Genomic DNA, 20767 nt, shown 5'->3' with positions numbered 1-20767 from the left:
AAAAGGCACCGATGGACTTGGCGCAACAAGCGGCTTCAGTGATCGTAGGCTGGCGTAGAAAAAGAAAGAGTGAGAACTGATGTTTTAGGGCTACTCAGTAGTATCGTACTCGGCGAGCTACCGCTCACCACTCCGCATCGTCATCCGCGGACACGAGTATGACCGAATCCTCATACACCCCGACCGACTCGACAGCGTAGGAAGCATCAGCCGGCTTGAAGAAGAGGATGGAACTCATCCATGAGGAGAAGGATCGGCGCGAAGGCAGCACGAACCAGACCAGCGCCGCGATCTGCAGTGCTACGCTGAGGCCGAACGCGACTTGATAGGCCTGGACGGGCCTACGGCCATCATTCGCAGACCATTCCTCCAGGATCAGGCCAGTCCCGAATTGAGCCAAAAATGCCCAACCGAAGTGCAGGACGTTTAGGGCGCCATTGGCACGACCGGCAAGTTCCGGAGGAAAGTAATCCGCTATCACCGCGAAGCTGGCCACAGTTGCCGTTGCGACAATGGCGACAACGGACCAGGGCACAATGGACGGCAGAGGTGCTCGCAAGATCAAGGCTAACTCAGCTGCGACAAACAGAACTGCTACCATCACTAATATCGTCTCCGCCCCGATTCCCCTCCGTTTGATGTAATGGACCGTCGTACCGAACAACCAGGCACCGCAGCTTAAGACGATCGACATCGTAAGAAGCTGTCGGACCAGACTTGCGCGATCAAGCCCCTCGACGTCTGTCAGCCATGGCGATGCCCACAAACCTTGCAGAGACCAGGCTGATCCAATGCAAGTCGCCGACAACGGTGCGATTCGCCAGAAGCGTCGATCGCCGAAAACGGAGCCAAGGGTGGCGTGCGCGGTTGATGGGACAATGGGTCGTTCAGGCACCATGACATAGATGAGAATGGCCGTCACACCCGTAGCGGCTGCCAGGATCTCAAAGAGCGGCCGCCAGCTCATCCAAGTGAGCAGATGTTCGAGGGGATCCGTAGCGGTTACGGCTCCCAGCGATCCCAGCATAATCATGTAGCCGTTCAGCAATGCAACTCGCTCCCTGGGGAACCAAAGGATAATGGCCTTCAGTCCTGCCGTGAGCGCCGCCGCCACACCAAGCCCGATCATTGCACGCGCGATCAAAAGTGACAGGAAGCTGGTCGATACCGCGAACAGCCCGGCGCCCGCTGCTGCGAGCAATAGCAGCACACTTTGGACGCGACGCGGACCAAATCGGTCCAACAATATGCCGACGGGAATCTGAGCCGCCGCGAAAACAAGGAAATAGACTGACGTAAGCAACCCGAGGTCGGCAGTCCCAAGGCCGGCATCCGAGCTGAGATGACTGGCGATCAAAGCGTTGATCGTTCGAAACAGATACGAAAGATAGTATCCGGCAGCAAACGGGAGAAATACGCGCGCTGTGAGAATCCATTTCCCAGAAATTTGCATGCGGACCCTCTTGCTGTCAGCTCGTGCGAGCCGATAGCGCGACCAGCCTTTTGTGCGCTTGGCTAAATTGTTGCCATGGTAGGCTGGCGTAGAAAAAGGAAGACCGATGTGATTTTTGCTCAAGCGCGAATCGATAAATTCATCAGCTCCGCTCTACCCGCACAAGGTGATAATCAACTGGACACTGATGCATGCGGGCTCGGGGGCACAAGCCGACTCGCCTTCGCTCCTATCAGGATTTCGATGATGGCTACCGCGTTGCCGTTGCTGGTGCTGCGCCAGTAAAGATCCATGACCCGCATCGCCCATCCGGTAAAAACGGGGCGCCGCACTCGACTAGATAGAGGCCGCTCAAAGTTGCAGCTCGCGCTGGCGGACCTCGTGCGGCGTCCTGAGCACCCATGTTCAAAGTGGGTATTGATGATGACTGAACTCACCGCCGTATGGCGGCAATCAGCAATGAGCGTTCTGGCGTCGTCGACGCAATCAATGAGGACGGAACGCCAAGCCTTTCGACGAACGCGTCGCTAAATTGATATGCTGCGTCGGCGATTCACGTTCGAGGTCTTATGTCTCAAGTCGATTGGTTAAGTCATCTCCTGCAAATCATCACCGTGACCGGCCAACTCGAGGTCCGCTGCGCCTACGGCGCACCATGGCGTCTTATCTGGCCGCAGGCCGCGGCCAACGAGATCCCCTACCATGTCATCGTCAAGGGCCGGGCCATTTTCGAGGACCCTGATTCTAGAACGATGCAGGAGCTTGGAAGCGGGGATGTCGTGCTGCTCCCGCACGGTTCGGCGCATGTGCTGCACGACGGCAGCGGCCAAACGCCAATCAGCACGCACCAAAGCAAGGGCTCCGCAGGATGGATGTTGAGCGAGAATGATGGATGGGGGGAGCAACTCGATCTGCTGTGCGGACGTTTTTTCGTCGCGCCACCTCACGATCGACTGGTCCGCAACTACCTGCCGGCAAATCTGGTGGTGCGGGCCATGGAAAGCCATGGAGAAGAGGACATCCCGTCGGCATCGAGTCAACTTTCCGGACTGGTCAGGCTGATGCGAATGGAGTCCGCAAGTGACAGAGCGGGAGGACGCGCCATTCTCAACGCGCTTTCTTCGGTCTTGTTCACTCTGGTTCTACGCGCCGCGAGCGAAGCCGGCAAATCCACTGAAGGCTTGTTGGCCCTTGCCGGCAATCCGAGATTGGCAGCGGCCATTGCGGCGATGTTCGCGGATCCGGCGCGACCTTGGAAACTTCCCGATCTGGCCGATCTATGCGGCATGTCACGCGCGACATTCATGCGCCACTTTCAGGACAAGTTGGGCCGCTCCGCCCTCGACCTGTTGACCGATCTTCGCATGAGCATGGCCGCCAACGAGCTCAAGAACCCAAGGATCAGTACGGAAGCTGTGGCTGAGACGGTCGGGTATCAATCCGTTTCGGCATTCCGGCGAGTGTTTGCGGAGAGGATGGGGATGACGCCGGGGGAATGGCGCCGACTGGCGCACAACGGCGATGAGTCTCGGTCGCCGTCAGAATGATCCTTTTGAGCACCAAATTGAGCCAATAGAGGCTCGAAACGATCATTCCCAGCAGTAAATTGGGCTCCGTCATCACTTGATAACGGAGCAACCCAATGAACCAGACCGCTACAACCGCTGCCGCTGCCGATCCGGAAACCTCCCGTTCACTTGGGCGGCCGCTGCCGACAAACGCCGTGATCGAAACCATTCTGAGCCGCAGTGCTGCGAAGTACTACGACCCGACGGCCGTCCTCAGCGACGATCAGATCCGCGACCTCGTGCGGATCGGCACATCAGCGCCGACATCCTTCCATCTGCAGAACTGGCGCTTCATCGCCGTGCGCTCACCCGAAGCAAAGGCACGGCTGCGGCCGATCGCCTGGAATCAGCCCGCAATCACCGAAGCAGCCGTTACCTTCGTCATCATCGGCCAATTGGCTGATGCCAGCACCGTCCCTGGCCGCCTGGCGCCCGTCGTGGAAGCCGGAATCATGCCGGCACATGTGGTGCCGGAATGGGAGGGGCCTGCGCACGGCCTGTACGACGATCATCCGCAGCGCCAGCGCGACGAAGCCGTACGCTCCGCGACCTTCGGCGCCGCAGCTATTATCTATGCGGCTCGCTCGCTAGGCCTGGGGTCGACACCGATGATCGGTTTCGATGCAGAGGCCGTGCACAGAGAGTTCGGCCTGACGGAAGACGAAATCCCGGTGATGCTGCTGACCGTCGGGCCGGAGCGGCCCGGCAACTGGCCGCAGAAGCCGCGCCTGCCCGTGGCCAACGTGCTGCACTTCGCCTAACCACCCCTGAACTCAATCATTCAAGGAGAAATACCATGGCCAGAGCTGCCGCTCTGAAGCCGGAACACGTGCCGGCTGCTTCGAAACCGACCCTCGATATGTTCACCAAGAGCATCGGGTTCACTCCAAACATGATGGCGACCTTCGCGCAAAGCCCGATCGCGTTCAACGCATGGGCCGCTCTGCTCGGCTCGTTGAGGAAGGCGCTCGACGTCAAGACGCGCGACAGCATCGGCCTTGCGGTCTCGGAGGTGAACGGTTGCAACTACTGCCTGACGGTGCACAGCTTCACCGCGGAGCACATGGCCAAGCTGCCGGCCGAGGACATCATTCTCGCCCGAAAGGGTCACGCCAGCGACCCGAAGCGGGATGCCGCCGTCCAGTTTGCACGCAAGATCATCGAGAACCGAGGCCATGTCACAGACGCCGATCTGCAAGCCGTCCGCGATGCGGGCTACGCGGATGCAAGCATCATGGAGATCGTCGCGCTCGTGGCCATGTACTCGCTGACGAACTTCTTCAACAACGTGTTCAACCCCGACAAGGACTTCCCCGCGGTGGCACCGGCCGGCTCGATCTGAGCACGGTCCTCCCAGCTCGCAGATCGGGAAGCTCGGAATCTGAAAAACACCACACACAAAAACACCACACACAAGGAGTCGAAGATGAAAGCGATTATTGCGACGGACCAGGCTGCAGGATTTGGCGGGATGAAGCTGGTGGAACGGCCCGACCCTCAACCAGCGATCAACGACGTCATCGTAGAGGTTCACGCATCGGGATTCGTTCCGACGGAATTGGAATGGCCTTCGACGTGGACCGATCGTCGCGAACGGGACAGAACTCCGTCGATCCCTGGGCATGAATTTTCCGGCATAGTCACCGCTCTTGGCTACGGCACGACGGGACTGTCGGCGGGGCAGCGCGTATTCGGCCTTGCCGACTGGTATCGCGATGGCACGCTCGCTGAATATATTGCCATCGAGGCGCGCAATCTGGCGCCATTGCCGGGTGATGTCGATTTCAAGGTGGGCGCAAGCCTGCCGATCTCTGGCCTAACCGCGTGGCAGGGACTTTTCCAGCACGGCCGTCTTCGCCCAGGCCAGAGCGTACTTGCGCATGGTGCGGCCGGCGCGGTCGGTTCTATGGTCGTTCAACTCGCACGAGAAGCTGGCGCCTATGTCATCGGAACAGGACGTGCAGCCGACCGGCAGAAAGCGCTCGATTTCGGCGCAAATGAATTCGTCGACCTGGAGAACGACGCCCTCAAAGATATCGGCGGCGTCGATCTTGCATTCGACGTCATCGGCGGCGACGTCCAGAAGCAGTCTGCAGCCCTTGTCAGAGCCGGAGGGACGCTGGTGAGTGTCGTCGGCCCGGTGCAGGCTCGGCCGCTAGACGGTTTGGCCATCGACTTCGTTGTGGAGGCCGATCGTGGTCAATTGAGTGAGATCGTCCAGAGGGTGCGGGACGGAAGACTGCGGACAAACATCGGAAAGGTCTCCTCTCTCGACGATGCTGTCGCCAACTTCAACTCGGCCCAGCGACGCCAAGGCAAGACGATTATTCACGTCCGCTCGTAAGAGCTTGGGCAGGACGAGGGGCTCAGCTCTCACAAGGTTCTCCGATCTGAGCCTCTCCGCTGTCTTGATTTAGAATCATGGAGCTCGCGCCAAGTGCAGCGCGGCTTCAATGCCTCCATCCAAAGTTTGCTGCGCTTTGGCAGCGTCGGGGATAGCCCGCGCAAACTGTAGAGTGCCCACCATGAGAGCGAAGATGGCCCTCGCCCGACGGTGGTTCGCGGCAGAATCTGCGCCGGGTAGCAGCGCCGCTAAAGTCCCAACGTAGCTTTCCAGCGCTTTCTCGTAATCTTCCCTGGTGTTCTGAGGCTGATGCGCGATTTCCGGAAGCAACGCTGCGGAGGGACACCCGTCCCCAGGGTCTTCAAGGTGAGCGTAGTTTAAGTATCTCCGGATTGAGCCTTCGAGATCGAGGCCTTTGAGCTGATCTTCCTCAAGCCGATACTGCTGGTCAGCCAGCGCTCTCGCCAGCGCCTCGCGAACAAGGATGTCCTTGGAGTCGAAGTGCGGAGAAAAGGCTCCTTTGGTTAGACCGGCCTCGCCCATAATCCCGGCAATCCCGGTGGCGGAGATGCCGTCCCGGCGCATACACTTCGATGCCACATCGATTATGTGCCGACGTGTCGCCGACTTGTGGCCTTTCTCGAAACGCATCTTCTCTCAACTCCAGAGATTTTCCGCACCCGGTCGCGTCAGATCGCAGTTGACTTGTCGCCCAGGACGCCTTCGATCTTGCGGGCAAGGACGAAAAGCGTCCCGTCGCTTCCTAAGGGGGCGTCAAGCTCGAGGCCAATCGGCAGTCCAGTGCTAGACCAGCCAACGGGAAGACTGATTCCCGGCATCCCCACGCTGCTCGCCGAGACAGTGTGGTTTGCCAAAGCGAGATAACTGACATCCTGTCCCGCGATATGCACTGTCGCCTGCTCCTCGATCAAAGGTGCCGTGCAAGGAGTGGTAGGCTGCAGAATGGCCTGCGCGCCTTGGGTGACGAACGCCTTATCGAGACGGCGCTGGATTTCCGGCCGGCTCACGTTGAGCGCCGTCCGATAGGCATCCGCTGAGATTGCCCCTGCACCGTCCGGCAGTACGATGTGAGCCCACGCCTGCCGAAGTTGGGGCTTAAGCCCTTCGTAAATGGCATCGAATGTGGTTGGAACATCGTGGCGGCGAAGGAAGTCCGAGATCGCGCCCATGGTTTCATGGGCGAAGATGCCCCACGTCGCAGTTTGGACGACGGCGTTGAAATCGGCGCCAAAGTCCACCTCGACGATTTCGGCGCCGGCGTCCCGCAGCCGCCGAACCACCTCACGGAAGCGCGCCTCGACTTCCGAGTCCACCAGATCCAGGAACTGCCGCGGCGCGAAGGCCAGTCGGACTCCTTTCAGGTCATGGCCATCTGAAATTTCGGCAGTGCGCTCGCCAGTCACGACCTGATCCAGCAGGACGCAATCCTCGACGCTTCGAGCAAATGCACCGGTCGTGTCGAGTGTGTGGGAGATTGGAGCAACGCCCTTGCGCGGCCATCGTCCGGTGGTTGGCTTGAATCCCACCACGCCACAGAACGATGCCGGGACTCGGATCGACCCAACGGTATCACCGCCCAACGACGCGGGAACGAGGCCAGCGGCCACAGATGCGGCGGAACCGCTCGAGGAGCCACCCGACACGCGGTCTCGTGCATGCGGATTCTTCACTTGGCCATAACTTGCGTTATGGCCAGTCAAGCCGTAGGACATCTCAACGAGATTGTTCTTCCCGAAGACGAAGGCCCCCGCACGCTTTATGGCATCGACAGCGTCCGCATCTTCGCGTGGCACGAAGTGAGCGAGGCTGTCGAGGCCGAGGCTCGTCGGCAACCCTTTCGTCAGATAACTGTCTTTTACTCCGAGTGGCACGCCCAGTAGCGGAGCCGCCGATCCGGCGGCACGTGCTTTATCCGCTTCCCGCGCAGCCTCCAACACGGCCGTCTCGTTCAGGGTGATGAAGGCATTAAGCCCGGCAAGCGTTCGGGCACGCCACAGAAGCGTAGCAGTGTATGCTTCCGAACTGATTTCGCCACGCCGAATAGCTGCTGCAGCGGCCGCGAGCCCCAGCGAGGAGCGATCCATGAGTTCTTCCTGAGCCATGGGGCGCGTAATGGCGGTGATGTCGTTCATAAAGACCTCGCAAGAGCGGTTTGCGGCAATCGGCTGCCGCGATATCAGCCGATACCATGACGGTCATAATATTAAATTACGATCGTACTTCAATAGAAAGGAACAGCTCCTCGGTACACATGAGCGTGAGGTCCGACGGCGCTGGACTGAATCGGCGAGCTTTGGACGCCGCTTGGGCTCACGAGCGCCGATCTCGGTCGCGATGATCGATTTCCCTTTGGACGTCGGAAACGCGACGAAAGTCTAGACTCCGCTAGATTTTTCATCCTCCGGTTCCTGCCGGCGAATATCTTCTGGAATTTCGCGCAGAAAGCTTTGCCCCTTTTGCAGACGGCGCCCAAGCGCCTCGACAAATCCTTCAAAGCGTTCCCTGCCCTTTGCCTGCCCGGCCGCCTGCGCATCGTTGGGCAACGGCGGCGTAATCGTCAGCCAGAACCGAATGAAAAGCGCCAAGGTCTCAGCCGTCAGACCAATGTCGCGCTCCAGCCTCTGCATCTGACGCGACAGCCGATCCAGGCGACGGGCGAACGCTGCCTCCCGCCTGTCCGCGCCGTCCGGTGACAGAAACGAAGCAACTGCCGCCTCCACGATCGCAGACCGGGAAAGCTTCTTGCGATCTGCGAGCTCCGAAATCTGTTTCAGAAGCTCTGGCGGGAAATACACGTTCATCCGGTCGCGCATATTGCCTCACAGCTCCATGCCGTCATTCGGGTCCATGGCGACTTGACGCGCGACACCGCGCATCTGTTGGCGTATGAGCCGGGACTGACGGACCGCATCCTCATCATCGTCAAGAACGGCCGCAAATTCTTCTGCCGGTGTCGGTTCGGTCGTCTCCTTGGCGATCGCGACGTGATCGGGGAGTTCGGGCTCACGACGGAGTCCGCTGTTCGCCGTGTCCTCCTCGGCCTCCGCAGCTTTGTCAGTTGGACCTGCCGTCGGCTTCGGTGGTCCGAGCGCTGACCATCCGTCCGTTCGCAATGATCGGCCGGCGCTCGCAGGATCAGGCGGCGGCAGAACCCGCTCGATGAACCGCCGATCCTCGTAATAGCGAACCTTCTTCGTCCGGATCGGCGCCGTCCCTGCCACCATGACGATCTCGTCTATCGGCGGAAGCTGCATGACCTCGCCCGGGGTCAAGAGCGGCCTTGCCGTCTCCTGGCGCGAGACCATCAGGTGTCCAAGCCATGGGTTCAACCTGTGCCCGGCATAGTTCTTCATCGCGCGCATCTCGGTCGCCGTTCCCAGCGCGTCGGATACCCGCTTCGCGGTCCGCTCGTCATTGGTCGCAAAGCTGACCCGGACGTGACAATTGTCGAGAATGGCGTTGTTAGGCCCATAGGCCTTCTCGATTTGGTTGAGCGATTGCGCGATGAGGAAACTCTTGATGCCGTACCCCGCCATGAAGGCGAGCGCGGACTCGAAGAAATCCAACCGACCCAGCGCCGGAAACTCGTCGAGCATCATCAGAACGCGATGCCGGCGGTGGCGGGTATGCAGATCTTCGGTCAGGCGACGACCAATCTGGTTCAGCACCAGACGGATCAACGGCTTGGTCCGAGAAATATCCGACGGTGGCACCACGAGATAAAGCGTCGTCGGGCGGCTATCTGCGATCAGATCGGCAATCCACCAGTCGCAGCGGCGGGTCACCTGGGCCACCACGGGATCGCGGTAGAGTCCGAGGAACGACATCGCAGTGGACAGGACGCCAGAACGTTCATTCTCGGATTTGTTAAGGAGTTCGCGCGCGGTCGAGGCGACCACCGGATGGGCACCCTGCTCGCCGAGGTGCGCGGTGGTCATCATCGCCTTCAGCGTCGCCTCGATCGGCCGCTTCGGGTCGGACAGGAAGGCGGCGACACCGGCCAGGGTCTTGTCCGCCTCGGCATAGAGGACGTGGAGAATGGCGCCGACGAGGAGCGAATGACTGGTCTTCTCCCAATGGTTGCGCTTGTCGAGCGAGCCTTCGGGATCGACCAGGACGTCGGCGACGTTCTGGACGTCGCGAACCTCCCATTCTCCGCGCCGGACTTCGAGCAGCGGATTGTAGGCTGAGGACTTTGCGTTGGTGGGATCGAACAACAGGACGCGGCCATGGCGCGAACGGAAGCCCGCGGTCAGTTGCCAGTTCTCGCCCTTGATGTCGTGGACGATGGCCGAGCCGGGCCAAGCCAGCAGGGACGGGACGACAAGACCGACACCCTTGCCGGAACGGGTGGGTGCAAAACACAAGACGTGCTCCGGTCCATCATGGCGCAGGTACTCGCGGTCGAGTTTGCCGAGCACCACACCATCCGGACCGAGAAGTCCGGCTGCTCGAACCTCCCCCGCATCGGCCCAGCGCGCCGAACCATAGGTCTCGACATTCTTGGCTTCACGCGCCCGCCACACCGACATGCCGATCGCCGCCGCGATCGAAACGAAGGTTCCCGACGCCGCGATGAACGCCCCCTCAACGAAGACCTGAGGCGCATAGGCGTCGTAGACGAACCACCACCAGAAGAAGACCGGCGGGTAATAGATCTTGAAGCCCAACAGCTCGAACCAGGGCCGCCCAAGCTCGGGCTGGTAGGCGAGCCGCCAAGCGGTCCACTCGGTTGCCCCCCAGATGGCGAGCAGAACGATCAGGCCGACAACGATTATCTGTCCCCACAGGATTTTGGTTCCGGACATCCCGAACGCCCTTCCGCAACTGGTTTGTAAGATTGCTAGAGACCGAGGCCGCGCTTCCGACCAAAGCCCCATTCGATGCCACCGCCGTCCTTCACGACGCCGGCGACGTGTTGGCCGAGCCTCTTTTCGAGGTCGCGCGACCAGGGCACGAGCTGGAAGCCAAGACCGTTCTCGATCATTGCAAAACGCCCGGAGGTGAGCGTGAGCCGCTGGCGATACGTGCCCGCCACATGCTCCCCAGAGGCGGCGTTCACATGAGGCAGGCGGGTGTCGGCCGCAACCTTTGCGGCCACCTCGTCCAGTTCACGTCGGCGCAACGTGTTCAGGAGGTCGCGCTGCAAGATGATGCGTTGGCCCTGCCGCCGCGCCAGGCCCTCCCGGATCAGATGCTCGGCACGAGCTTCCATGGCATCGCGGGTCTCGCGGGCGAATCCGCCCATCGCGAGCGGCATAGGATCGCGTTCGACCAGCCTGTGGTCGAGCCAGGTGGCCCCTCTTGCAGTGACCTGCCCACCGAGATCGAGATCGGAACGGGTCGTAATCACCAGTGTCGGGCGCGGATCGTCGGTTTGACCAAAGCGTCGAACTTCGACGATCCCACCGATCGGCGGCGCGTGGTCGAAAGCCTCGAGCCCTCGGAAGCGCACGTGGTGGGCGCGCCCGTCTGTTCCATCGATCAGGGCGTAGGCCTCGCCGGTCAGTTCGTCATGCAATCCACGGTCGATCATTCGCCCGATAATCTGGGACGTCGGCTGTCCACCTTCGATGACGAAGTCGGCAACGCCGCGCGCTTCCCCACGCTCGGCAAAGGCGCGGTGCATGGTCTTGATGATATCGCCACGCATACCGAGGTCGCGCAAGCTGCGCTCGGCCTCGAGCCCGACCATCCATTCCCCTGGTGCGGCGGATGCGGCAAGGCCCATCTTCTCCAGGTGTTGAAGGCGACCGACCATCAGGCGCCGGATCTCGGGATCGGACTGGCCGGGACTCTCCGGGCGAAGATCGATAGCGCCGGTCTCATCGGCTGCCAGCCGGATCTCCCGATCGAGCCGCGTCCATCGTTCCGCGGTGACTTCCTTCTCCAGCGAATTGCGGATCGCGTGCTCCGGCTTAGGACCCAGTTCGATGGCGACCAGTTCCTCGGCGCGGGAGCGAAGGCCTTGGCTGATGTAGTCGCGGGAGATCACGAGATCCGCCCCCTCCTCATCTACTCCCCGAACGAGGAGATGGACGTGTGGGTTGTCTGTATTCCAATGATCGACAGCCACCCAATCGAGCCGCGTGCCGAGATCAGTCTCCACCTGCCTGGCGAGATCGCGGGTGAAGGCCTTCAGGTCTGTCATGTCGCCGGCATCCTCGGGCGAGACGATGAACCTGAAATGATGCCGATCGTCCTTGCACCGCTTTGCAAAAGCCGCGCCATCGGCGCGGTCGTCGCCGGCATCGAACATCTCGGCGCGCTCGCCGCTCCGGGTCACGCCGTCGCGCTTCAGATATGAGAGGTGGGCGGTCAGCGGCGCGGAACGAAAGGCTCGCCCTTTGTGACGAACCACGCGCGCCTTCACCACAACGCGCCGCGTCGGGCTGAACAACCTGGCGCGGCTAAAGGCGAGCCGGCCGCGGCCAAACGTCGAACGTCCATAGGCCGCAGAACGCCTGACTGCTGCGGTCTGACCCGAGGTGTGTCCTGCCTTCTTCGCCGCCCGCAGCACCTGGTTGATGAAACTCTTTTGCTTCGGCGCGCGGGTGCTGCGAATGCGCCCAGGCCGAATACGCAGGTCGCTGTCGCCCACGCTCACGGCAGCGCCTCCCAACGATCAAAAGCACGCACGGTGCCGAAAACGCCTTTGATTGCATTCGTAAGAATGCAAGGCGCGGCACGCGCCCCGACCGACCGGCACGGCAGAACCCAAGCCATGCTAATGGCTTGCGGTTCGACCGGCGAGCCCCTTTTATCTCGCCCTCTTAATCGGTCGTGTCGTCTCTCTGATCTCACCCATTCTCGCTTCCTTTCTCGCTTGCGACAAGGCCCGCTGCGCCACGCTTGAACGCGCTGCGCCACCACAGCCACGAGTCCCGGTGCGCCGTGCACTCTTCCGCGCTCAGCGACGGCATAATCTCGCTGCAGCAAGGCAGCGCGGACGCCGTCGCGGCGCATCTTTCCATCGGCATGACGGAGCCACATCACAGGCAGTCCGGCGTGGTCCACATCGCACGTCACGTGCGTGGCCACAGGCAAGATAGCGTGCGTTCCGTCGTCGTTGATCTGCACCAGGTCTCTTCCGCTTGTGGCGGAGCTCCGTGTTCAAAGCCTTGCGGTCATCGGGTCATTGATCTGCAATCGGCTCGGGTTGGTCATGCATGGGCTCCGAGCAGCTTGCGCTCCTTGACGGCGGCACGTGCCCGCACGTCCGCCTGCGAGGCCGCCGGATCGCCGCAATAAAACGTGCCATCGACCCACATCGCATGCATGATCACCGCGAGCTTGCGTGCCACCGCAACGGTCGCCTTGCGGTGGCTCGTGCGCTTGGCGATCGCAAGCCCCCAGGTCTTGACCTTGTCCTTGCGCTTGAAGCGGGTCAGCAACGCGGAGGCCGCCTCATAAAGCGCCCGCCGCACGTCGCCATCGCCCGCCTTACTGATCCGCCCCTTGACGTCGATCGAGGAGCCGGACTGCCAACGCCGCGAGGTCAAGCCAAAATAGGCCGCCACATCGCGCGACCGCTTGAAGCGTGCGGGGTCGTCGATCGCCGTCATGAAGCTCAGCGCTGCCACCGGGCCGACGCCAGGGATCTGCATGAAGCGCCGGCACAGTTCATGGCTCGCCACCAGCTTGACCACGAGATCGTGCAGCCGGCAGTACTCCTTCCACAGCGCGGCGCGCGCATTCAGCATGGCGTCGATCAACTCGCTGACCAGCGCATCGCCCGCCACCGCCTCGCGTACGACTTGCGCAAAGCCGCCGCGGCCGACATGGCTGAGGCGAATGCCAAACACCTTCAGCGAGTGCCGGATCGCGTTCTCCAGATCCAAAAACTTGCGCTTCAGATTGCGCCGGTGCGTCAAGAGCAGCCGCAGCCGGTAGCAGGCTTCGCTCTTGATATGCGCCTTGCGGAACCAACCGGTGCGCATCAAATGCGCCAGGCCGAGCGCGTCCGTCCGGTCGGTCTTGTTGCGCTGCGCCTTCAGCGCCGCGCGGACGTGGAAGGTTTCCAGGCAGACCGCCGGCAAGCCGAGCTTCAACAGTTCCGGGTGCAGCCAGGGCGACAGCGACCCCGCCTCGTGGCCGAGCCGCCGCAAGCGGCCACGATATGGCGTGAGCGCCGCCTTGATCGCGTCCGGATCGGTCACCACCGCGACCTCCAGCGCGACCTTGCCGCTGTCGTCCACCACGCAGATTGCCGTCTCGTCCATGCCGACATCCAGGCCACAGAAGAAGTCCATCGCACGCCTCCCGCGTTGCTCAAGGCGCGCACTGTGCGGGTTATTCATCGCGCAGGCCACTTGCGCGGCCGCCGCAACTCCCGGCGCAGACCGATTACGGGCGGCAGTCCTGCCGTCGTGGTCTCCCAGGCGCCGGATTCCGAAAAAGCCGCCGCGACTTGGGAGCCAACTCGCGAAGCCCCAACTACTTCCGAGCGCTTGCGATAGCGATCGTTACCCGAAGGGCCGAGACACCCGAAGGGTGGCTCGGTGAGGAGCGAAGCGACGAGTAGAGCGCGGGCCGAAGGCATCGCCCATACGCCATCCGCTTGCGAACCCGCACATTTGCTCATTGCGATGCTCCCGAATCCGATCGAGGGACGAACACGCCAAGAGGGCGTGGAACCATGGGCGAAACATCGGGCGCCGAAATTGCGGTCGTGACACCGCTGGACGGTATGAGCGCCGGCAACCGATCGCGCGTTTTAATGAGATTGGCTCGCACGACGAACAACGTCGCCGCTGCCGATGACTGTCCGCTGGACGTCCACCTCGGCGGCAGTTCAATGGCAAGCAGATTTGCAAGTTTTGCGACGTAGGCTCGCGTCTCCTCTCGCAGAGAGCCGCCTGCGAGATGCTCTTCGTAGCGAGCTGGTCCCGCATTGTACGCGGCAAACACGCCAGGAGAGCCATACCGATCGAGCAGTTCGCGCAAGTAAGCCGTGCCGGCCAGAATGTTGTCGTGCGGGTCGTAGGGGTCGTTCCCGAGATTGTAGCGCTCGCGAAGCTCCGCCCAGGTCGCCGGCATGATTTGCATCAGGCCCATTGCTCCTCTGGGCGACTTGGCGTGCCCGTCTCCAGCGCTTTCGACGTTGATGACCGACCCGATCCAGTCCATCGGAATTGTAAAACGCCGCGAGGCTTCGTCGACGAAGGCTGCAAACGGCTTGCTTGCCTGAGCAACCGCCTGAACCGACGCCGATCCACTCTGGGCTAGAGCGGCACTGTCCGACACAGCGAAAATAAGCAGCAGCGACACGACAGCCCAAACGCGCACGCCCGACCGAGCCAAGCATGCCGTTGCGCTCGCGCCCGTCCAGGGTAAAGCCGCTTCGCGCCGGCCATGCGGCCGCGCTGGACTGCCGCGGCGCGCGTCGGCCCTGCTAGCATTGGTCGGGACGGAGGAATGATCCCGCGATCGATCGAACAGAGGAATGGCGAGGTAAGAGCGTGGAACACGCACGATCACTCCTCCCACGTCCACACCGGCAGCGCACGGCCGATCACGCTAGATGCCGGAAGAAATCCAAAATACCGGCCGTCAAGAGAATCGTGAGACTGCCAGTTCATCAGAAACAGCTCGCCGTCACGGACGACGCGGCAGCCCTGCCACTTCGGCAGCGGCCGCCCGCGTTCGTCGCGATCCCTCGCCTCGCCCACCGCGACGTCATCGACCGAAATCGAGAGGCCGGTTCTGCAAACACGCTGCCCCGGAAGGGCGAGCACGCGCTTCAGCATGGGTACGCCAATGGGCAAGTAGCCGTTCAGGTCGAGGAAAGTCGCGAGCGGCTCCGGCGGCTGCACGGCGACCAATTCAGTGACCTGGAATTGATCCGCCAGGCGGAGGCGGTAGAGGCCGATCGGCACGCTCGCGGATGCGTTCCAGATGTAAAGCGGAAGCGGCTCTAGGACGATCGTCGCGATGAGAGCAGCAGCGACCCCAATCGTCGCGGTCAGCGTCTTCATGCGGCCCGTCATCGCATCACCTTTTGGCGATGAAGCCAGGCCTGATGGCGCGCTTTCGTATACGGACGCGGGTTTTCATTGACGGACAGGCGGTTGTGAACGTGGTGCCAATGATCGGGCGCAACGTCAGCCGGATCGATGTCGAGCGCCTCGATGGCATCGACCATCTGCAGCACGCGCTCGACCTTCGGCCAACCGGACAGGCGCAGCAAAATCTCTCCGCCGGGTGTCACATAAGGGATGGTCGAGCAGCGCTGTCCCGGAGCGACCGCGCGCAAGATGTCGATGCGAGAAATGATCGTGCCAAAGTCATTGGAGGTCCATCGGACGAAAGCAAGAACGCTGCCTGGCGCAAATGACAGGACACGCTGGTGGCGATCAGGCTTCCGTTCCTCGACAATGCGACCGAACCGAATGCGGTTCTCGATGCGTTTCTCGAGCCACAACACTTCTACTTCCGTGAGGTCGCTCATGACACGGCTCCCTGACGCTGGAGCTGGCGGCCGTGGGCTTGGTGCTTGGTCGCGAGTGTGAATGGCCTGCAAAGGCAGGCTGGCCTGTCGGACTGCCGTTGCCTAGCAGCGCCAACGCGGCGTTCGGCCTGCTCCGTTAGAAGAAATCCGAAGGATTTCTGGTTAGCCGGTGTACTGACCGGTGCCCCCTCGCCGGCGGTGCTGCTGCGAAAATGCCTCGCAACGATTCGCGAACGGAGCGCGCGGTGCGGTCCGGCGGTCGGCGGTGGAGGCGAATGATGGACTTCTATGCAGGGCTCGACGTGTCGCTGGAGGCGACGAACATTTGCGTGGTGGACGGCGACGGCCAGGTCGTCCGGGAAGCGAAACTCGATGCCGATCCGGACGCGATCGAGCTGTTCCTGGCGGAATGGGGCATGCGCCTGAAGCGCGTCGGGCTGGAAGCGTTCTCCTACTCTGCCTGGCTGTTCACGGCGCTCGCCGAAAAGGGCCTCCCTGTGACTTGCATCGAGACCCGGCATGCCAAGGCGGCGATGAACGCGATGTTGAACAAGACGGATAGGAATGACGCCAGGGGCATCGCCCAGATGATGCGGACCGGCTGGTTCCGTGCGGTCCATGTCAAATCGGAGAGCGCGCAAACGCTGCGGGCGTTGCTGGTCGGACGCAAGGCGCTGCTCGGCAAGGTGCTCGACATGGAGAACATGATCCGCGGCCTGTTGCGCCCGTTTGGCCTCAAGGTCGGCGAGATCTCGGTCGGCCGCTTTGACGCGCGGGTGCGCGAGATCATGGCCGGGAAGAGGGATTTGGAGGTCATTGTCGCACCGTTGCTGGACGCTAGAAGCGCGATGCGGCTGCAGCTGGCAAAGCTGCAGCGCCTCGCGCTGGCAGCGGCGCGCAGCGACAATGCCGTGCGGCGGATGATGACGGTACCCGGTGTCGGCGCACTCGTAGCGCTGACCTTCCGCGCCACTGTCGACGATCCGGCGCGATTCAGGAAGTCGACCAATGTCGGCGCGCATTTCGGCCTGACGCCGCGGCGCTATCAATCCGGACAGACCGACCGGATCGGCGGCATCTCCAAATGCGGCGACCAGCTGACGCGGGCGATGCTGTATGAGGCGGCGATCGCGATTCTCACGCGCATCCATAAGAACTTTAAGCTGCGGCTGTGGGGCCTGCGGCTCGCCAGGAAGAAGGGTTTGAAGCGCGCGGCAACCGCCGTGGCACGCGCGCTCGCCGTGCTGCTGCACAAGATCTGGAGCAGTGGCACGACGTTCCGGTTTGGCGCCGGCGGCAAGCGCGGCCGGGTCGCTGCGGCGATGTAAGGGCCTCCGCGACCCGGCCGCTTCCACGCGCGCCTTTTCCTTCCGCCACGGCGGAGCAGCGTCTCCCGAGGAGACGGGGATGCGGGTGAGATCGCAACTTTTCTTGCCGGCGGCTTCATGACGGCATTTGAAGCCATCAAGCACGGCGCTGGTTAGCCTGACCGCCCTTTCCTCAGATTCCGGCTTGTGGTGGCCGTCGTGCCAACCACGGATGTTAGCGAGTTCTCCTCGACGAGCGAGTGGCTGCAAAAGGATGTGACGCGCATCAGGCGATGGTGTTGACGTCAGTGATCGCGCAGACTTGCGCGCGATCGCGTTGGCGCGCGTGCATTGGTGACAACAATCGTATTGCAGCGAAGCTTTGCGCGTGAGAGAGTGGATGCATGAGGCATCCTCGTTGCACGCGCGGCCGACTTGTTCACAACGTACTGATTCACAACAAGAAGTTAGTGTCAGTATGTTAGTAAAGTTAGAGCGGCTGAAAAGCGCGGAGAAACAAGCTCTTAAGCTCGATTCCGGTCCCCGATAGCACGAGGATCGGGTCCCCGATAGCACGAGGGTTGCGGTCCTCGATAGCACGAGCTGATTCACAGGTTGTCCTCCGAATTTGGAATGAGACCGCGGCGGCGCAAGCGGGCCGTTAGGGGATAAGCAGGCTGAGGGGTGAAGTTCAGCCGCTCGGCACCGTTCGGATCGCGCGTGAGCACGAGCTGATAGCCGGGCAATGTCTGGCGCTGGACGATTTGACGCACGTCGTAAGCAAAGTGCTTGAGCGGCGAGAGGATGCCGGACTTGGCATGGAGGTGCACAAGGTCAAAGCTCCAGCCGCCATCCTGGCGGCCGCCGTGCTTGCGCACGAGGCGGTAAAGCCACCGCTCAAGTCCACCCGTCAGATCGAAATAGGCGCGATCAATCGTCAGCACGAGCGCGTCATCTATGACGCCGGCGTAGAACCAATCCGGAAGGATCAGCTCGAGCCCAAATGGCCGACCGTTTGCATCGGCCGTTTCCTTCCACTCGTTGATCCAGGAGAAGCGATGCCGTCGCCGTTCTGTCGGCTGACGGATGGAAGTCAGCACGGTCGTTGACTGAAGTCTGTCGAGGCCCGCCTTCAGCCGGTCATAGTCTCGTGCGCTGGTGCCGCGGCCGACGAACGTCAGAATCTCGTAGGGCGTTGCAGCCATTAAGCGCGAGGTCTTCAAGCCTGCGTCACGGGCTTCGACGATCTGAGACGAGGCCCAGATCAGAACGTCTGCATCCCAGATGGTCGCCATGCCGTGTTCCGGCACGGCTTCGACACGAATAGCGATCGCACCGGCACGAAAATCGATGGGCACGATCCGCTTGGTCTTTGCCAGCGAGAAGAACGGATACGCCATCAGATCCTGCGCGTCGCGGGGCGCGAGATCACCGGGCAAAGCCCGAAAGAGCTCAAGCTGCTCGCGCTCGGAATGCTGTTTGCGCCGCATGATCGTTGCTCTCACGCGGCAATCAGCGACGTTCCTGGCCTGCATAAGGGCGCAGCGCAGGATGCTTCTTGGCCGGCAGCACTGTCCCCTTCCCGGGGTCCGAGGTCGATGTCTTGGCGCCCCGGTCGGCCCACGCTTTCAGGTCATCGACGGCGTAGACGACACGTCCGCCGATCTTCCGATAGGGGGGTCCGGTGCCGTACGTGCGGTGCTTCTCCAGCGTGCGGCCGGAGAGGCCAAGGTAGCGCGCGGCCTCAGGTGTACGCAGGAATCGCGGGGGAAGACCGGCCATCGGATCGGGCATTTGAGGACTCCAGGAGGACATCGCACTACGCCTGGCTAGGCCGGCGTGTGTGCGGTCATCATGGAGAAGCAAGATCTCGGAGGGGGATGCCGAATATGGAGGGTGCGATTTTCGGCACCCTTGGGGACTGCGCTACTCGTCCTTGCGTCCGGGCCGCAGGAGTTTACGGTAACCACCGCGCATCAACGCGAGCCCTCCTTGCACCGAGCGGATTGTTCGATTGCGCAGATCATGCGTCTTCCAGGCACGATCGGGGATTCGCTTTTTGCCGAACAGCGCTTCGGCGATAACGCGATAACTGCCGCCGGCGCTATGCGCATCGAGCGCGCGGATCGCGGCGCTCAGGCGCTCGCGCCGCTGTTTGGATAGCGTGTGAAACGCAGGACCTGGCACGCGTCCATTCATCGCGCGCCACAGCCGTCGGGCCGCAAACGCCCGCGCATCGAAATCGCCGTCAAACGGCAATTCGGCCGCATATGACGCGCCGAGCACCGGCGGCTCTTTGGACCAAATGCGGTGGTCCACCGCACCGATGCGCAGCACGGCATGCCAGCCGTCGGCAGCGCGCCGCACCTGGCCTGCTGCAAGGTCAAGCAGCGGTTGAGACGCTGAACTGCGATCGGCGGCCCAAGCAACCTTGACCGGAACGACCGCCGTTAGAACCTCAGGCGCCCAAAAGATCGTCTGCTCGTCGAAGGACCCCTGTGGGTCATGGGCGAAAGCAGATACCCCATTTCCTCCTGAATTCGTCAGTCACGTCGCCGTTCGGGCTGCTTGCGATCATCGTCTCGTACTCACGCCGGTAGTCGGCGTTGCGGCGGAGACATTCCCAGGCGATGTCGGTGATCTCGGCGTCTTGTAGGCTCTTGTAGGATTCCGGCGACCGCCAGTCGAATTCAGGCATTGCTTCCGCCCCATTGCACGCTGCTAACAACGATTGCGCCGCAATAGGTATGAACGAAGCGGTTGTAGGAAGACCCTAGTTTGGCACCACGTGGTGCACCGGAATGACCACCGATTAGCAAAAGAAAACAATTCTGCCGCAAGACACCAGCCAGAAACTTTCTTCTATTTGGAGCCAGTGCCACGTAAGAGCCGCCCTTGCTCTGTTACCCATTTGGCACGCGCAAGGTGGCTCTCATATGCGTTCTGCGCACGCTCCGGCTCTCGCTCCGGGTCGATATGCAAGACCACTCGAGCCACATCTCGCCAGTCCGCACCCTCATCTTCGGCCTGTAGAAGGCGAACGTACGTTACGACATGCTGTTCGTCATAGGCCGTGAGCGCCGGCTCGTTCGGCGCGAGATCCGCGACGTCAGGATCTAATGGCGGCCCATTCATATCTATTCGTGGCATTCGATGGAAACCCAGGATCAAAGTATCTGAATAGATCGGTTATAGCCAGTGGTTTGATGGTCTACACGATGGCTGCTTTTGCGCATGAAAGCTCGTGCGCTTGTGGCCTGGAACGTCCGCCGAATCCGCGTCGCTCGCGGTATTCCGCAAGAGCAACTGGCATACGATGCTGGGATTGATCGTTCATATATGAGCGGCTTGGAGCGACAAACCGAGAATCCAACCATAGATCTGCTCGAGCGACTGGCCGAAACGCTAGGTGTTCGGCTCTCAGAATTCTTTCTTGAACCGCCCAAGGGAGCCGCCACGCCAAAGCCGCTAGCCAAGGGCCGGAAACGGATTCGTCCCAGCCCTAAGAGCAAGTAGTCGCTGCACGGCTGTGTACTCATTAAGTGGCTGGCCGCCTGATGTCTGCTCAATCCCTAAGAGCGGCGGGAAAGCGGGCCTCTCCCGAGGTCGCTGAAGGGCCGATAC

General features: G+C 61.7%; 21 protein-coding genes. 6 read left to right on the top strand and 15 right to left on the bottom strand.

Annotated features, from left to right (window positions below; translation table 11 throughout):
* Positions 1-124 precede the first annotated feature (124 nt).
* Positions 125-1453, bottom strand: a complete 1329-nt coding sequence (locus MTX21_RS38685; protein ID WP_280970925.1) for an MFS transporter — start codon at positions 1451-1453, stop codon at positions 125-127.
* A 569-nt stretch (positions 1454-2022) separates the two neighbouring features.
* On the opposite strand from MTX21_RS38685, the gene MTX21_RS38680 reads away from it, so the two are divergent.
* The 4 genes from MTX21_RS38680 to MTX21_RS38665 all read left to right on the top strand — a co-directional run bounded on the left by MTX21_RS38680 (position 2023) and on the right by MTX21_RS38665 (position 5365).
* Positions 2023-3000, top strand: coding sequence for an AraC family transcriptional regulator (locus MTX21_RS38680; RefSeq protein WP_280969666.1), 978 nt, complete (start codon positions 2023-2025; stop codon positions 2998-3000).
* 95 nt (positions 3001-3095) lie between these two features.
* Positions 3096-3782 (top strand): nitroreductase family protein, encoded by a 687-nt coding sequence (locus MTX21_RS38675; protein ID WP_280969665.1) that lies wholly within the window; start codon positions 3096-3098, stop codon positions 3780-3782.
* A 35-nt stretch (positions 3783-3817) separates the two neighbouring features.
* Positions 3818-4363 carry a carboxymuconolactone decarboxylase family protein gene (locus tag MTX21_RS38670; protein WP_280969664.1) on the top strand — a complete coding sequence of 182 codons (546 nt, stop codon included), beginning with the start codon at positions 3818-3820 and terminating at the stop codon, positions 4361-4363.
* Between the two features lie 84 nt (positions 4364-4447).
* The gene (locus MTX21_RS38665; RefSeq protein ID WP_280969663.1) at positions 4448-5365 is read left to right on the top strand and encodes an NADP-dependent oxidoreductase; all 918 of its coding nucleotides are present in this window, start codon (positions 4448-4450) and stop codon (positions 5363-5365) included.
* A gap of 75 nt (positions 5366-5440) precedes the next feature.
* Here the strand turns inward: MTX21_RS38665 and MTX21_RS38660 are convergent, their stop codons facing one another.
* The 9 genes from MTX21_RS38660 to MTX21_RS38620 form a co-directional block, all read right to left on the bottom strand.
* On the bottom strand, positions 5441-6016 hold the full coding sequence (locus tag MTX21_RS38660) for a TetR/AcrR family transcriptional regulator (protein WP_280969662.1): 576 nt from the start codon (positions 6014-6016) through the stop codon (positions 5441-5443).
* A 38-nt stretch (positions 6017-6054) separates the two neighbouring features.
* Positions 6055-7518, bottom strand: a complete 1464-nt coding sequence (locus MTX21_RS38655) for an amidase family protein (RefSeq protein ID WP_280969661.1) — start codon at positions 7516-7518, stop codon at positions 6055-6057.
* Between the two features lie 243 nt (positions 7519-7761).
* The gene (locus tag MTX21_RS38650) at positions 7762-8199 is read right to left on the bottom strand and encodes a CopG family transcriptional regulator (RefSeq protein ID WP_280969660.1); all 438 of its coding nucleotides are present in this window, start codon (positions 8197-8199) and stop codon (positions 7762-7764) included.
* Between the two features lie 6 nt (positions 8200-8205).
* Entirely contained in the window at positions 8206-10194 is a 1989-nt protein-coding gene (locus MTX21_RS38645) for a conjugal transfer protein TraG (protein ID WP_280969659.1), read from the bottom strand.
* A gap of 35 nt (positions 10195-10229) precedes the next feature.
* Positions 10230-11993, bottom strand: coding sequence for a DUF3363 domain-containing protein (locus tag MTX21_RS38640; RefSeq protein ID WP_280969658.1), 1764 nt, complete (start codon positions 11991-11993; stop codon positions 10230-10232).
* Between the two features lie 556 nt (positions 11994-12549).
* Positions 12550-13638, bottom strand: a complete 1089-nt coding sequence (locus tag MTX21_RS38635) for an IS110 family transposase (protein WP_280969657.1) — start codon at positions 13636-13638, stop codon at positions 12550-12552.
* Positions 13639-13966: 328 nt separating this feature from the next.
* The gene (locus tag MTX21_RS38630) at positions 13967-14656 is read right to left on the bottom strand and encodes a lytic transglycosylase domain-containing protein (RefSeq protein WP_280969656.1); all 690 of its coding nucleotides are present in this window, start codon (positions 14654-14656) and stop codon (positions 13967-13969) included.
* Positions 14657-14862: 206 nt separating this feature from the next.
* Positions 14863-15375 (bottom strand): S26 family signal peptidase, encoded by a 513-nt coding sequence (locus MTX21_RS38625; protein ID WP_280969655.1) that lies wholly within the window; start codon positions 15373-15375, stop codon positions 14863-14865.
* Entirely contained in the window at positions 15372-15836 is a 465-nt protein-coding gene (locus tag MTX21_RS38620; protein ID WP_280969653.1) for a DUF2840 domain-containing protein, read from the bottom strand. Before MTX21_RS38620 ends, MTX21_RS38625 begins: the two co-directional genes overlap by 4 nt.
* Before the next feature lie 278 nt (positions 15837-16114).
* Here MTX21_RS38620 and MTX21_RS38615 point away from each other — a divergent pair, with 278 nt between their 5' ends.
* Entirely contained in the window at positions 16115-17164 is a 1050-nt protein-coding gene (locus MTX21_RS38615) for an IS110 family transposase (RefSeq protein ID WP_280969652.1), read from the top strand.
* A gap of 587 nt (positions 17165-17751) precedes the next feature.
* Here MTX21_RS38615 and MTX21_RS38610 read toward each other — a convergent pair.
* The 5 genes from MTX21_RS38610 to MTX21_RS38590 form a co-directional block, all read right to left on the bottom strand.
* A complete protein-coding gene (locus MTX21_RS38610; RefSeq protein WP_280969651.1) occupies positions 17752-18633 on the bottom strand; it encodes a replication initiator protein A in 882 nt (293 codons plus the stop codon).
* Positions 18634-18655: 22 nt separating this feature from the next.
* Positions 18656-18937, bottom strand: a complete 282-nt coding sequence (locus MTX21_RS38605) for a helix-turn-helix domain-containing protein (protein WP_280969650.1) — start codon at positions 18935-18937, stop codon at positions 18656-18658.
* 132 nt (positions 18938-19069) lie between these two features.
* The gene (locus tag MTX21_RS38600) at positions 19070-19510 is read right to left on the bottom strand and encodes a DUF2285 domain-containing protein (RefSeq protein WP_348637471.1); all 441 of its coding nucleotides are present in this window, start codon (positions 19508-19510) and stop codon (positions 19070-19072) included.
* Positions 19511-19646: 136 nt separating this feature from the next.
* Entirely contained in the window at positions 19647-19841 is a 195-nt protein-coding gene (locus MTX21_RS38595; RefSeq protein WP_280969649.1) for a DUF6499 domain-containing protein, read from the bottom strand.
* Positions 19842-20005: 164 nt separating this feature from the next.
* Positions 20006-20278: a DUF2285 domain-containing protein gene (locus MTX21_RS38590; protein ID WP_280969648.1), complete on the bottom strand. Its 273-nt coding sequence runs from the start codon at positions 20276-20278 to the stop codon at positions 20006-20008.
* A 99-nt stretch (positions 20279-20377) separates the two neighbouring features.
* Between MTX21_RS38590 and MTX21_RS38585 the strand changes: the two genes are divergently transcribed.
* Positions 20378-20659 (top strand): helix-turn-helix transcriptional regulator, encoded by a 282-nt coding sequence (locus MTX21_RS38585; protein WP_220009973.1) that lies wholly within the window; start codon positions 20378-20380, stop codon positions 20657-20659.
* Positions 20660-20767 lie beyond the last annotated feature (108 nt).

Origin of the sequence: Bradyrhizobium sp. ISRA430, from assembly GCF_029909975.1 — a bacterium.
GTDB lineage: Bacteria > Pseudomonadota > Alphaproteobacteria > Rhizobiales > Xanthobacteraceae > Bradyrhizobium.
The sequence above is the reverse complement of the archived record's forward strand: the minus strand, read 5'-3'. Positions and strand labels throughout refer to the sequence as shown.